The following is a 13,978-nucleotide window of genomic DNA, read 5'->3' as shown; positions in this document are numbered from 1 at the left end:
TTTATTTGAAATTGTACTGAACACCCAACTGAACAGCATTTGAGAAAAATTGGTCTATAGTAAAGTAAGAGTAGTTTAAATTGATAGTAGTAAAGTTTTTAATTCTATAAGACAATTCACCTTCATACCGTTGAAAAGTAGGTTCGTCTTGTTCTGCAAAAAGTGAGAAGTCACTTTTTAGATTAAAATCTGAATCTTCATTTCCTAACTGTAACTGTAATCCTCCACCGGCAAAAAGTCTATCTTCTGTTAACCAGTATGGAAATCCGTTTCTTCTGTCTTCAGAACCAACACCATAGGCGCCTTCAGCCAAAGGGCCAATTTTAAACTTATCTAAATTAATTAGATTGTATTCTAACCTTGTGCCGCCCACTGCGTAGTATTGACTATCTGTATAATAATCTCCTTTCACATAAAATTCGTGATTCAAGTTCTGGGAATACTCAAATTCTTGCGTAGCCTTAACTTGAATATCATAGATGTTTAAATCATATCCAGGTCCGGTAGTAACAGGATTAGTTTTAAGAGCTAAAGAAGATTTGTTGTTGTCTCCAATAAAATCTATACCCGTTTTTACGTGAAAGAATAATTTATTGAAGTTGTCAAGTTCTACTTTTGCACCAACATAAAACGGACTTTTTTCGTTAGATTCCTTCTTGTACATATATTCTACACCCAATAAATCTCTACCTATATCATTTGGTACCAATGTGTCTTTTAAAACAGAATATGCAGTACCTTGAACAATAGAGAACTGATGAAAATCTAATTTTGTATTGTAAAATCCAAAATTGAAAGCATTGTTAAATAATGTAGGGTTAAACTCATCGGCTATAGCAGTAGAAGTTAGACCTATAGAATGGCCTTTCTTTTTTCTTGCTTCAATCTCTGATTTTTTGACAATAGCATCATCCATTAGAATTTTGAATTTACTTATGTATAGTGATTGTTTATCGTCAGATTCAGTTTTCACCTCATTGTTAAAAGCTATTTTAAAATCAGAATCAATTTTAGAAGATGGTATGTTCATGGCAATTTCACCGGCACCGTTTACATCACCTTTTAATAATAGCAACTTCACCATGTGGTTCATAGTTTTATAATCTCTAGGATTTTTTTCTATATGGTCAGCATATACTTTCTTTAGATATCTACCATTGGCAAATTCTAAATTCCAATCTAGCAATTTTGATATGGGTATAGTATTGGTACAGGTACTCCAATCTAATGCTTTTTGGTATTGGGTATATTGCGCAAATAATAATGCTATATTTTTAGATATCCTTATAAGGTCTGGTCTACAAGGTTCAATATCCTGTAATTCTTCAACCGCCTTATCTGGATCATTGACCAATAAGTATCTTGTGTAATATTCGAAATCTGTAAACTTTTTGCTTGCTATAGTTTTCGTTTTTTCCTTCCACTCTTTAACAACTTCCGGAGAAATATTCCCGCATTTTTGCCATAATTCTGCCTTTTCAAAATTTAGTTTATTGGCATAGACATGGCTAATTGAAGTTGCTAAATCTTTATTAGAAATACTGCAGGGTTCAATAGCATCAAGTTTGCTCAAAAGATCTTCGTAATTAGACTTTACTAGAAATTCGTAATAGGTCAATTTATTCGCTTCAGTGGGTTCTAAAGTATATAGTACTTCTAAGACTTGTTCTATGATTTTGGTGTTGTCGTCAGTATTGAAATCCTGATAATATTCTTTTAGAATAGCTACGTCATTTTGTCCCCATTCCATTTGTCTCTCCATCCACATTTTTTTGACAGCAGGCGATGGATAATTACTTACGGTGCTAATATTTCTAGAAAAATCTGCATAAGAGCTAGAAGGATTTTTAAGGTACATGCCATTTAATTGAGACCACAATTCCTCGGTTTTTCCTTGTGCTTCCATCCCTTCGGCATAAGTAACTATTTGTTTGACATTAATAAATTTATTATCCTTAAATAACTTCTCCATTAAATTTGTTGCCTGTTCTGTTTTTTCTTCCACAACCAATCTGTCGATTTTTTGCTTTAATGGAACCATAGTTTGCTTACTCTTATTATACGATTTATAATCGTTTTTTGTATTGGTAATTAAAGTTGAGGTTGTGCCTATAAGTATTCTTATTTCTGGTCGAATATCTGGTACACTAATATTTGGGGTGTTGGTTTTAATGCTATACAGAAAACCGTTCAATAAAGGAACCGAACTAAACTCAACTTGGTTAAAGAATAATTGTTCATGTACCTTAACATTGTTATGTTCTTCAACATACATTAGCCAATAAGAGTCCTTTTTTTCGTCAGAATTTAAAGAACTGGAAACTTCGTATTGCCCCTCGTAACTTAAGTGGCGTATACTTTGGTAACGCCAGTCCATAGCTGCTTCTGTAGATTGTTTGGCAGTTAAAAACTTCATGTAAGGGTGTCTTCGCTTATAATCTACAATATGCTTTTTTAGTTCACCAATAGCGTTCGTTGTACTTCCAATTTTTAGAATATCATTGGTATTTAATACATGTGACCAAATCCCGGTATATAGGTAAGTAGATTCTAATGCCCATTGATCTTTTTGGGATATTTCATATCCGCTGCTTAAACGTGGGTAGTCAAAAAACCTATTGTTTAATGGGTCTGGGTCAAACTCTCTATTTCCACCTTCATAAACATCTCCTGAAAAAGAAGTATGTACAAAATTTAAGCTAGGAAAACCTTTCTTTAAAGCTATAAGACCTAGACTATCTATTTGATTGTCTGGGGCTGCGTATGAGCTTGGTAATGTTTTTGATACATCGTCTTCCCATTTATTAGCAGAAGCTTTGGCGTTATCTAGAATTAGATCAGTGTCTTTCCATAACTTTTTAGAAAGCGGAAGGTCATTATAACCACGAAAACCAAGTTCATGACCTATATTGGTAAATTCGTTGGTAAGCCATTTGTTGGTGCCATTCTCATTTTTACCATCTAATAATCCGGTTTGATCCCAACTTTTAAAATTAGCATCGCCAGTGTTTTTTTCATTAGCATTAAAAGTTACATAAGCAGAGTATTTTATATCTTCTTCTTGTGCAAATTTCTTCATTTTAGGCCACCAGTCTGCTTTTAACATCTCAGATTTACTGATGCCATTTTGTATGTTGATGGCTTTTCCGTTATCATCATACATAGCGGCTGGAAAATCATCGAGAAATAAAGTTCCAATATTTGCAATTGGATAAGGAATACCCTCTAGCCCTAATAAACTTGCGGAAAATAAAAGGCCTCTCATTTCCTTTTTTAGAATTTGAGATGAGTTGTAAAGAATTACTTTTCCATTGCCTATTCTATTTTCTATTAAGACAGGGTAGTTTTTGTTGTTGTGGGCGGCTACTAAAACATTTACGTGACTAGAAAAGTTAGAGCCATCAAAACCAAGGTGAACTGTTTTGTTATCAAAACCACGCCCTTGCATACCAGGGAATAGGGCTTTATTGAAGAACAACCCTGATGCTTCTCTATTCGTACTCCAGTCAGCATCTGGTGTCATTCCAAAAAAGTAAGATAAACGTTCATCTTTAGCTGCTTTGGTAACGAAAAGTGTTCCGCCCTTAGATACGAATTTTAAAAGGCTATCTATGGCAGTAGTACTTAAACCAGCAGTTTCGTGAACAGTTATCACTCTTGTAGTCGGTGAAATATTAAGTTTCTCGTTGAATTGATTTACCCATAGCGTTTTATGTGCAATTTTGGAATAGTCTAAAGCCTTTGCTAAATTCTCGGTTTCAAGAATAGCGCTATAATTTGTAGGTTCAATTAAGAATTGTACAAGAGGCTCCTCCGTACTTTTTTCTGGAATATTAAATTTATTGTTAGACTTGTATAATTCCTGTTGGCAACTGGTCAACAAGCTAAAGGCTATAAGTAGTGATAAATAACCTATTTTTTTTGCTATCATGGCTTGGTGTCTTAAGTTCTAATTAGAGACCGCCTTTGAAACAAAAAATGTTTGGTTCTCAATTAGAACTAACTAAGTACTTTAATAATGATAGGGCATTGAAATTTATTGGTCAAATATTCAAATTCATCCATGAATGAATCATTATAGTGCATTATAGTACGTTTTTGGGGCTATGGAGAGGAATTTGCAAATCGATTAAATGCAAAAAAGACCTGCCCAAAGCAAGTCTTTTTTTTATCCTGATTTTTTAATATTAATCTCTAGAAGTACGTTTTCCATTCTTGCCGTCCCTTTCTTTGTTATGACCGCGCATTTTTTTTCTATTACTCATTTTTTCCCATTTTTCAAATTGGTCATCATTAAGTATAGATTTCATTTCTTTTTTACGTGCAATTTCATGATCTAATCGCTCATTTGCCATAGCGTATTTTTCATCTGCCGTCACTACTTTTTTACCTTCTTCCTTACTGGCTTTTCTTTCGGTCATTTTAGCCTTTCTGGTCTTCGCATCTTCAGTTAGAATCTGTTTGATTTTTGCTTGCTGAGAATCATTTAAGTCTAAAGCCAAAGTCATTTTTTTTGTCTGGATAGTTGCAATTTGTTCTGGAGTAAAATCCTTCATATCGCCTCTGTTTCCTTTTTTACTATAATCTTGTGCGCTTGCGGTTATGCCTGCCATTATTAATATGGCCATTACTAATTTTTTCATGTTTTTTATTTTTTGTATTTGTTACTTGGACATGAATTTTACAGATAGGTTTAAGGATCATAATCACTTTAGTAAATATTTAACGAGATTAGGAAAGTTTTAAAAATCAAAAAGCGCGGCTTTAGGGCCGCGCTTTTAAGTAGGTAAGTTCTTTAATGTTTTTTAATTCTGTTGAGTCCTGCCCTCAATGTTTTTGTAGGGATTGATAACTATATCAACATCTTGTTCGTAAGTAGTATTCACAATATCCTCTTGTACATTATCATTTGTGTTTTGGTGGTATACCACAGAAGCACAGATAAAACAAGCTAAGTAAATAAGACTCTTTAATTTGTTGGTCATGATTTGGGGGTTTTAAATTCATTGCTAATCTAAAAAACAATAACGCATGAAAAAGCCCATTGTTGTGTAATGGGCTTTTTTTGATGTTTAGGATATCTAATATGTGGTAAACAGATTACATTCATCGATGATATTGGTTTTTCATCGATAGGTGCATTTAATCGATGTTTTTACGTGTTCTTATTTTGGGTCAAGAATGACGTTAATACGCTCAGAAACATCGTCGTAATGATATTTTGTCATCATATCATATGTTCTATTTTTCGCATTTCTAATATCTCGTTTCAAAATATTTAATTCTGCTCTCGCTATAGTTCTAATATCAGATTGACTGGTGTTGACAACTGTTGATTTTCTGTAGCCACCAAAATCTGAAGCCTTTGCTTGGTTTTCTGCGGTCAATAGGTATTCCAAGCGATCAATATGTGCTTTTTGAAGGTTTCTTCTATAGGTATCAATTGATTTGCCGCTTTTTGTTTCAGACCAAATACCCTTTCTTAGTTCGCTCATCATTTGAACCAATGTATAGGCTTCGGTCTTATTTATGGTTTCATATTCAATTAATCTAGCCATTTTTCCTAAGCTAAGTACATTATTAAGTGTACGTACTTGCATAGAACGCATTTGCTCTAAGAATCCTGAATACTCTGTACGGTCAAGAATATCTTGATCTAACATCCACATAGGCGTATTAAATAATTGCTTTTGTAAAAACGCCATTGCTTTTTGTTGATGGGCTTTAGGAACTGCAGTATATACCGCTCCTTCTTGATCATAAGTTTTATGGTTTTCGTAAACCCCACCTATGTTGTTGGAAACATGGCCCATGTATCTATTGAATTGGGAGAATACTTGACCGTATAATTTATTTAGGTCTTCGTAGTTCTTACCATCCTCGGCTGTCCATTCAATTAATTTAGGAACAATCCTTTTTAAATTGGCAATACCATATTCACTTGCCTTCATTGCATCATCACCTAAATCTTCGGTTTGCGAGCTAGGGTCAACGATATCTCCTACCTGTTGATGGCCAAAACGATATAATGGGTCACCACTATGAGCTGTAATCCATTTATCTAATATTGATTTTTCTTCCTCTGCAGTAGTGTTCAAGATTGGCTTGTAACCCCATTGAATAGCATACTTGTCATAAACACCAATGTCAGGCATTAATGCGACACCTTCATCACCAGGTTGGGCTATATAGTTGAAACGGGCATAATCCATTATCGATGGAGCGGTGCCGTATTTCTTTGTAAAAGTTTTAGAACGAAGCGAATCTACAGGGTAAGCAACACTACTACCCATGTTATGTGGCAGACCTAGAGTATGTCCTACTTCATGAGATGATACAAATCGAATTAACCTGCCCATTACATCATCATCGAAGGAAACGCCTCTAGCAGCAGGATTTATGGTCGCTGTTTGCACGAAATACCAATTTCTTAAAAGAGTCATTACGTTATGGTACCAATTAATATCAGATTCCAATATCTCACCACTTCGTGGATCACTAACATGTGGTCCATTAGCATTAGGTATTGGTGATGCTAAATAACGCACTACAGAATAGCGTATATCTTCAGGAGACCATTCTGGATCTTCTTCTACAGTTGGTGGCTCTTTGGCAATAATTGCATTTTTGAAACCTGCAGCCTCAAAAGCAACTTGCCAATCTTCTATACCTTGTTTAATGAACGGCACCCATTTTTTAGGTGTAGCTCTATCTACATAGTAGATGATTTGTTTTTTAGGCTCAACGAGTTCGCCATTTTTAAATTTTTCAAGGTCTTCATCTTTAACTTCTAAACGCCATCTATCAAGAAATTTAATAGTCTTACTTTCTTGGGCATCTAAACCATAATCTACTTGACCTCTGGCAAACCAACCAACACGCTCGTCAAAATAACGACGTTTCATTTGCTCTTTAGGAAGTAAAATCATGGAGTTGTTGATTTCTACAGAAATAGATCCCAATGTAGAATTGCTTGGAGAATTACTTGCCAAATATGTTTTTACGTGACGTACTTCTACATTTAAAGGATAACTCTTGATCGTTTCAATATATCCTCTACCTTCATCTAAACGAGAAACTTTATAACGTTTTCTATACTGCTCTGGCATACCAAAAGCTTTGGTATCTTTTGTGAATATGTCGTTGATCTCAATTACTGTTGAAGAATTCAGTGAATCTTTCTGAACAGCTTTAATGTCAAAGGAAAAAAGTACAGGTTCAAAGTTTGAATTTACTACAGCCTCATGTACCGGAAGAGAATCTGCAGCAACTACGTCATGGGATACAACACGAAGCAACACTTTTTTATCTTTCTTTTCCCATCGTAAAACCTGTGTATTGATTTTTCCGCCTCCGAAACCTATACCAGAAGCGGTTTTCGATATTCTACTAACCATCAACATTTCTTTGTTGAAAAGAGAATCTGGAATTTCAAAGAAGTGATTTTCATCAACTATATGTGTTGTGAAAAGTCCGGTATCACTTATGGCATCTTTGGTAATTACCTTATTGTAAGGTTGAATTTTATCTTTTGATGATTTGCCAGCTTCTTGCTCAGTATCTTTTTTCTTCTTTTTAAAGATTTGTGCGTCGGCATTTTGGTAGCCAAGAACACATAATAGGAGTAATAATTTTAATAGTAATTTTCTTTTCATTTTTGAGTTAGTTAGGTAATTTTTCAAAGATTGAAATAATATATGGAACAAATAGTTAATAATTTCTTAAGCCTATTTGTAACATTACCATGAGAAAGGCGTCTATTAAGTAGGAATAAACATTTTTTCATTCTGAATTAGTCAATTATAAAGCCTTTGCAAATAGCAAGGGCTTTATTTTTTTGTTCAGTTGAAAACTAAAATATTAGTGGTAGTATAAATTGAAATAGTCCTATTAATAATAGCACTGCAATTAGATTTAGAATAACACCGGCACGTGCCATTTCATGAACCTTTATGTAACCACTTGCAAAAACAATTGCATTTGGTGGTGTAGCCATTGGTAGCATAAAAGCACAACTACTAGCAATGGTAATTGGTATAAGTAAATAGATGATAGGTATACCAAGACCAATAGCAATACCTGCAACTACAGGCGCAAGAACGGCAACAAGCGCAACGTTGCTCATTAACTCTGTCATAAATAGCATTAGTGTTATCAATAACGACGCGGTTAACAATATACTCAGATTACTTTCTCCAATAACCTGGGCTACTAAATCTACAATGCCAGAAACCGACATGCCGTTTGCTAAGGATAACCCGCCACCAAATAAAATTAGAATTCCCCACGCAAGTTTTTGGGTGTCTTGCCATTGTAGAATAAAATCACCCTTTTTAATATTGTAAGGTAGGGTGAACAAAGCAATAGCCGCAAAAATACTAATTAGTGTATCTGATAGCCCTAGATTTGGAAATATGGAATTGATTAAGGTTCTAAATATCCATAGAAATATAGTAACCCCAAATATGGTAAGTACCATTTTTTCTTTTCCAGATGTAGGCCCTAATTTTTGAAGCTCTTTGTGTATAATTGTTTTAGATGCTTTGAATTTTAAGCCGTGAGTAGGAAAAAATACTTTCACCAATACAAAGTAACAAATAGTAATCATAATCAGGGAAAATGGTAGCCCAATGATCATCCATTTTAGGAATGATATTTCAATATTGTATTCATTTTCTAATAAGCCAATTAGAACAGAATTTGGGGGAGTGCCAATAACAGTTGCAATACCACCAGCGTTGGCAGCAAAGGCGATACCTAACATCACACTTAAAGCAAAGTTTCGGTCTCGTTTTGTAAAACCATCTTCATCTTCTATCAACAGATTAATAACGGACATGGCAATGGGTAGCATTACTACCGTACTGGCTGTATTACTGATCCACATGCTTAATACGGCAGTGGCGATCATGAAACCGAGCACTACTTTATTAGCCGTTGTACCCGTAAGTCTAATAATATTAAGGGCAATACGTTTATGAAGATTAACCTTTTCTAATGCCAATGCCATTACAAATCCACCAAAGAATAGAAAAACTATAGGACTACCGTAGTTTGCCCCAACATCTCCAATAGGCATTACTTTTAAAATAGGAAAAAGCAGCAAGGGTAATAGTGCGGTAACAGATATGGAGACAGCTTCGGTAACCCACCAAGTAACCATCCATAGGGCAACAGCAATTACAGCATCTGCATTTTCAGATATAAGTACATTAGGTAATAAAAGGATAGTGAAAAATATAATAGGACCTGCGAACAAGCCTATTTTGCTACTTAAATTCATGCTGGTTGGTTTAGCCAGCTTCTAAGCTACTATTTTTTAACGTCCCTTGAAATGACTATTTTAAAATTTCCACTAAAAGAACGTCATCTTCTTTGTAGATTTTAGCCAACTGTTGCTTCGTAATCCCTTTGATGCCCTTGTCCCAAGCTTTGTTACTTAAGTCAGACTTTGTTTTAAGGGCGTCGAGTTCCATTTTCTTTTCCGCCTTTAGAATATCGAAAATCACTTTTTCATTTTCAGACAGTTGTAAAGGCTTCTTTTCTGGTCTCATTTGTGGGAAGAACAATACTTCTTGTATTGACGCATTGTTAGTCATCAACATCACCAGACGGTCAATACCAATACCAATACCAGAAGTTGGGGGCATACCATATTCAAGAGCTCTAAGAAAATCTTGGTCAATGAACATAGCCTCATCATCTCCTTTTTCAGAAAGCTTCAATTGATCTTCAAAACGCTCTCTTTGATCAATGGGGTCATTAAGCTCAGAATATGCATTTGCAAGTTCTTTACCATTAACCATAAGCTCAAAACGCTCTGTTAACGCAGGGTTGTCCCTATGCTCTTTGGTAAGCGGACTCATTTCTTTAGGGTAGTCTGTAATAAATGTAGGTTGCACATAATGATGCTCACATTTTTCACCAAAAATTTCATCGATTAATTTACCGATACCCATAGTTTCGTCTACTTCAATACCTAACTTCTTTGCTGTTTCACGAAGTTCATCTTCAGGCATACCAGCTACGTCATAACCGGTATGTATTTTTATAGCTTCAAGAATTGGTACACGTGCATACGGAGCTTTAAATTCAATTTCATGTTTGCCAACGGTTATTTTTGTAGTACCGTTAGAATCCATCGCAATTTTCTCCAATAATTTCTCAGTGGTATCCATCATCCAGTTGTAATCTTTGTATGCAACATACAATTCCATTACAGTAAATTCTGGGTTATGGGTACGGTCCATTCCTTCGTTTCTAAAATCTTTTGAGAATTCATAAACACCATCAAAACCACCAACAATTAACCTCTTAAGGTAAAGTTCGTTAGCAATTCTTAAGTATAAAGGAATATTTAATGCATTATGGTGCGTTAAAAACGGACGCGCAGTTGCACCACCAGGTATAGGTTGTAAGATCGGAGTCTCTACTTCTAAATACCCAGCTGCATTATAAAACTCACGAATACTGGTTGTTATTTTAGTTCTTTTAATGAATGTTTCTTTCACCTTTGGGTTAACAACCAAATCAACATAACGTTGGCGGTAGCGTAACTCAGGGTCATTGAACTCATCATAAACTTTACCTTCTGCATCCTTTTTTGGTAATGGCAAAGGTCTTAACGATTTACTAAGCATGGTAAATTTCTTCACCATAATCGTTTTTTCACCTACTTGCGTGGTAAAAAGGTCCCCTTCGATACCAATGATATCGCCAATATCTAGTAATTTTTTATAAACATCGTTATACAATGTTTTATCCTCACCAGTACAAATTTCATCTCTATTGAAATAAACTTGTATTCTGCCAGTGCTATCTTGAAGCTCAGCAAAAGAAGCTTTCCCCTGAATACGACGAGACATTAACCTTCCGGCAACAACCACTTGTTTGCCTTCTTCATAATTGGATTTTATGCTTGCTGATGTAGCATCAACAGGATATAAAGCAGCGGGATAAGGATTAATACCCAGTGTTCTTAATTTCTCCAATTTTTCTCTTCTGATAAGCTCTTGCTCCGATAATTGCATGCCGTCGTTTATTTAGCTGGCAAATATAATCGATATGTATTAATCTTTCAATTTAGAAAGCACTAAAGGATACCGTCTTTATGCAAAATTTTTATAGTTGAGTGCTGAACGATGCAATCTATCAATAATTGCAAAATTTTTTTGGCTCATTCCTTTTATTTAGATGTTGGTGATACCTAGATTTATTATTGTTTTTTTTATAGCATTTATTTACCAAAAAGTACATCAGTCGAAATGTAATGATGCTGAATAATTAGGGATATATTCTTCCTCTGAAATAATTTTTAAAATGTCATCTTCTAGAGTTGTAATAGGGGTTTCAATAATTCTATTGACTTCCCGTCCGTTTTTATAGAATATAAAAGTAGGAACCCTACGTATATTCAAACCCCATTCTTCGCCTTGAGGACTTTTTTTATAAGTTTCTTTTCGCTTATCTAAAGCTACTATTTTTAGGTTATCCATAGCATATTCAGAAGATTCTAGAATTTTTATAAACCTTGGCACTTCACGTTTGCTATCGCCACACCAAGTACCCATAAAAACTAAAATTTTATAAGGTTTCAATTTATCTTTAATCAAATCTATCTGTTTGCTGTCGGTGTTATAATTATCGAAATTAGATTCAAACCAGGTTTTATAGGTGTTGGATAAAAGGCCGTCTATAGTTATTTCTCCTAATAAAAACGGCTGCTGATTTTCAATACTAACCTCTTGGTTGGTGTTTTGAGAAAATGTGTTGAGGAAGAAGCTCAAAAGAAGTGTGGTCAATATAAATGATAATTTCATGATTTTCAGTTTTAGTATTAGACCTGAAAATTCTAGAAATTGTTAGTGCAAAACGGATTTAATGGGGTGGAAAAAGGTACTAGACCCTAGGTGGAAATTAAGTTAGGGGTCTATATCGCCGTTTAATTTCATCTCTTGAAGCTACTTGTAATTTCCTATAGATGTTGTTGATATGGGTCTTTACGGTACTAACACTTATAAACATAGAAGAAGCAATTTCTTTATTTGTTTTATTCTCAAGAATCTGTTGAACAATATTTTGCTCTTGCTCCGTTAATTTTTCAAGAGCTTCATTGTCTGCATTTTTTATATTTTGTTTATTTCTAATTAGAAAGTAAATATTCAGTGCAATTGACAGTGTAAGCAATAAAGGTAGAAGCCATTTCCATAATTGCGGTTTTGGCGTGTTGCTACCGGCAATCTGTTGGTCTATGGCAATTTCATTTATGTACAGATTGGTAAATGGTGCCTTAGGATATTTTGCGTTTAATCTTTCGCCAAGTTTTATATAGTAGTCTGTATTGCCAATGTCTTTTAAGTAATAACTGTAGGTTTCATTTCTTTTGTCAGATAAAAAATTGAAGATATATAGTTCGGCTAAAGGCTCATCTAGTTTTTCTCCAAAATCTTGCAAGGTGGAGAACCATTTTTTGGAGTTTAGTTTTCTATTGGCGTCACTTCTAAAATCATTAAAATCGAAAGCCATTTGCTCCTTTAATACATCAATATCTAAAAAGGTAGATGATTTACTGTTAGTAGATGTAATTTCACAAAGGGCTTCATTATCAAATGAAGTGGGAAATGTAATGGTGTCAGTATTATTGGCTATAAATAGTATACTCTTGCTGTATTCGCAACTGCCAAAAAAATGTTCTGAACTAGAAGAGGATTTTGGACAATCATCTAAATGAATTCTATAGATTCTATTTTCGTTAATAAGGTTGTTTCCATTAAAACTGAAATAACCCAAAGAGTCTGTTGTGGTTTTTTTTAGAATTTGATTCATAGATATTCTACCGAACTTTCTGTAATCTTCAATTATGGAGAGATAAATAGTTTTGCCGCTCTTTTGTTCTGCAATCTGACCTTTGAAATTATATTGAGATAGACCAATGGAAGAGGAGAGAAGAATAATAATTAAGAAAAACTTTCTAAGCATTGGTGGTATAATAATCATTTAAAATAATAGATTTTGTAACAAAGCGATTATACTTGCGACGTATAAGGTACATCAATCAATCAAAATAATAATCAAATGAGTTTAATTCGAGTATTACTTGCCATATTTTTTCCCCCTTTAGCAGTTTTAGGTAAAGGTTGTGGGTCTTTTCTAATTGTTCTACTTTTGACTTTTTGCGGCTGGGTGCCAGGTGTAATCGCTGCATTGGTCATATTGAATAATCCTAATTAGAATCAAATACATGAGACTTTTTAAAATTTTGTCAGCTGTTATAATAACAGTACTTTTTGCTGCTTGTAATTTTACCGAAGAGATTTATTTTAATAAAGACGGTTCTGGTAAAATGAGCATACTGTTTGATGGTGGAGAAATGATGCAAATGTTACCTGCCTCAGATTCTACACAATTAGATAAAGCAATAGATTCAACACTTGTATTTAAAGATTTATTACAAGATAAAAAGGATAGTATTGCTCAATTATCTGCAGAGGAGCAGGCTAAATTTAAAAGGCTAGAGCCTTTTAAATTACATATGAAGGTAGATCCAGACAATGGGGTAATGAACTTTAATATGTATACAGATTTTAAAAAGGTTTCTGAAGTAAATGATGCATTCAACGCTTTTCAAAATGCTAGTGCTGTAGGTCCAATTGCAGGAGGTAAATCTATGCCAAATAGTGCAACAGAGGAAACAACACAAGTTAATTATACTTTTAAAAAGAATAAGTTTAAACGTGAGACTATTATTTTAGATCAAGCCTTATTTGAAAAAAGTATTGATAGTTTGGCAAGTGCAGAAATGTTTCTGTCCAGTTCTACATATACATTTAAATACCATTTTCCAAAGCGGGTTAAATCTACCAATATTGAAGAGGCTACATTTTCAATGGATGGTAAAACCATGATTCACGAAGTAAATTTCTTGGATATGATGAAAAATCCAGAATCTATTGTAATTGAAGTAGAGCTAGAAAAATAG

Annotated in this window: 10 protein-coding genes; 2 read left to right on the top strand and 8 right to left on the bottom strand. The window is 34.2% G+C overall.

Going from position 1 to position 13,978, the window contains the following annotated elements:
- Position 1: 1 nt before the first annotated feature.
- The 8 genes from BM296_RS00125 to BM296_RS19505 form a co-directional block, all read right to left on the bottom strand.
- Positions 2-3,931 carry a DUF2194 domain-containing protein gene (locus BM296_RS00125; protein ID WP_091900495.1) on the bottom strand — a complete coding sequence of 1,310 codons (3,930 nt, stop codon included), beginning with the start codon at positions 3,929-3,931 and terminating at the stop codon, positions 2-4.
- 256 nt (positions 3,932-4,187) lie between these two features.
- Complete coding sequence (locus tag BM296_RS00120) at positions 4,188-4,643, bottom strand: DUF4890 domain-containing protein (protein ID WP_091900493.1); 456 nt, start codon at positions 4,641-4,643, stop codon at positions 4,188-4,190.
- Between the two features lie 162 nt (positions 4,644-4,805).
- Positions 4,806-4,985, bottom strand: a complete 180-nt coding sequence (locus tag BM296_RS00115) for a hypothetical protein (protein ID WP_091900491.1) — start codon at positions 4,983-4,985, stop codon at positions 4,806-4,808.
- A gap of 180 nt (positions 4,986-5,165) precedes the next feature.
- Positions 5,166-7,655, bottom strand: a complete 2,490-nt coding sequence (locus BM296_RS00110) for a zinc-dependent metalloprotease (protein WP_091900488.1) — start codon at positions 7,653-7,655, stop codon at positions 5,166-5,168.
- Between the two features lie 197 nt (positions 7,656-7,852).
- Entirely contained in the window at positions 7,853-9,283 is a 1,431-nt protein-coding gene (locus BM296_RS00105) for an SLC13 family permease (protein WP_091900486.1), read from the bottom strand.
- A 55-nt stretch (positions 9,284-9,338) separates the two neighbouring features.
- On the bottom strand, positions 9,339-11,030 hold the full coding sequence (gene lysS / locus BM296_RS00100) for a lysine--tRNA ligase (protein ID WP_091900484.1): 1,692 nt from the start codon (positions 11,028-11,030) through the stop codon (positions 9,339-9,341).
- 225 nt (positions 11,031-11,255) lie between these two features.
- Positions 11,256-11,819: a TlpA family protein disulfide reductase gene (locus tag BM296_RS00095; RefSeq protein WP_091900482.1), complete on the bottom strand. Its 564-nt coding sequence runs from the start codon at positions 11,817-11,819 to the stop codon at positions 11,256-11,258.
- Positions 11,820-11,916: 97 nt separating this feature from the next.
- A complete protein-coding gene (locus tag BM296_RS19505) occupies positions 11,917-12,996 on the bottom strand; it encodes a response regulator transcription factor (RefSeq protein ID WP_218157854.1) in 1,080 nt (359 codons plus the stop codon).
- Positions 12,997-13,074: 78 nt separating this feature from the next.
- Here BM296_RS19505 and BM296_RS00085 point away from each other — a divergent pair, with 78 nt between their 5' ends.
- Positions 13,075-13,230 carry a YqaE/Pmp3 family membrane protein gene (locus BM296_RS00085; RefSeq protein WP_074669928.1) on the top strand — a complete coding sequence of 52 codons (156 nt, stop codon included), beginning with the start codon at positions 13,075-13,077 and terminating at the stop codon, positions 13,228-13,230.
- Positions 13,231-13,240: 10 nt separating this feature from the next.
- Positions 13,241-13,978 carry a hypothetical protein gene (locus BM296_RS00080; RefSeq protein ID WP_177214895.1) on the top strand — a complete coding sequence of 246 codons (738 nt, stop codon included), beginning with the start codon at positions 13,241-13,243 and terminating at the stop codon, positions 13,976-13,978.

The organism is Maribacter stanieri (genome assembly GCF_900112245.1).
GTDB lineage: Bacteria > Bacteroidota > Bacteroidia > Flavobacteriales > Flavobacteriaceae > Maribacter > Maribacter stanieri.
Note: the sequence above shows the minus strand (reverse complement) of the source record. Positions and strands in the feature narration are given on the sequence as shown.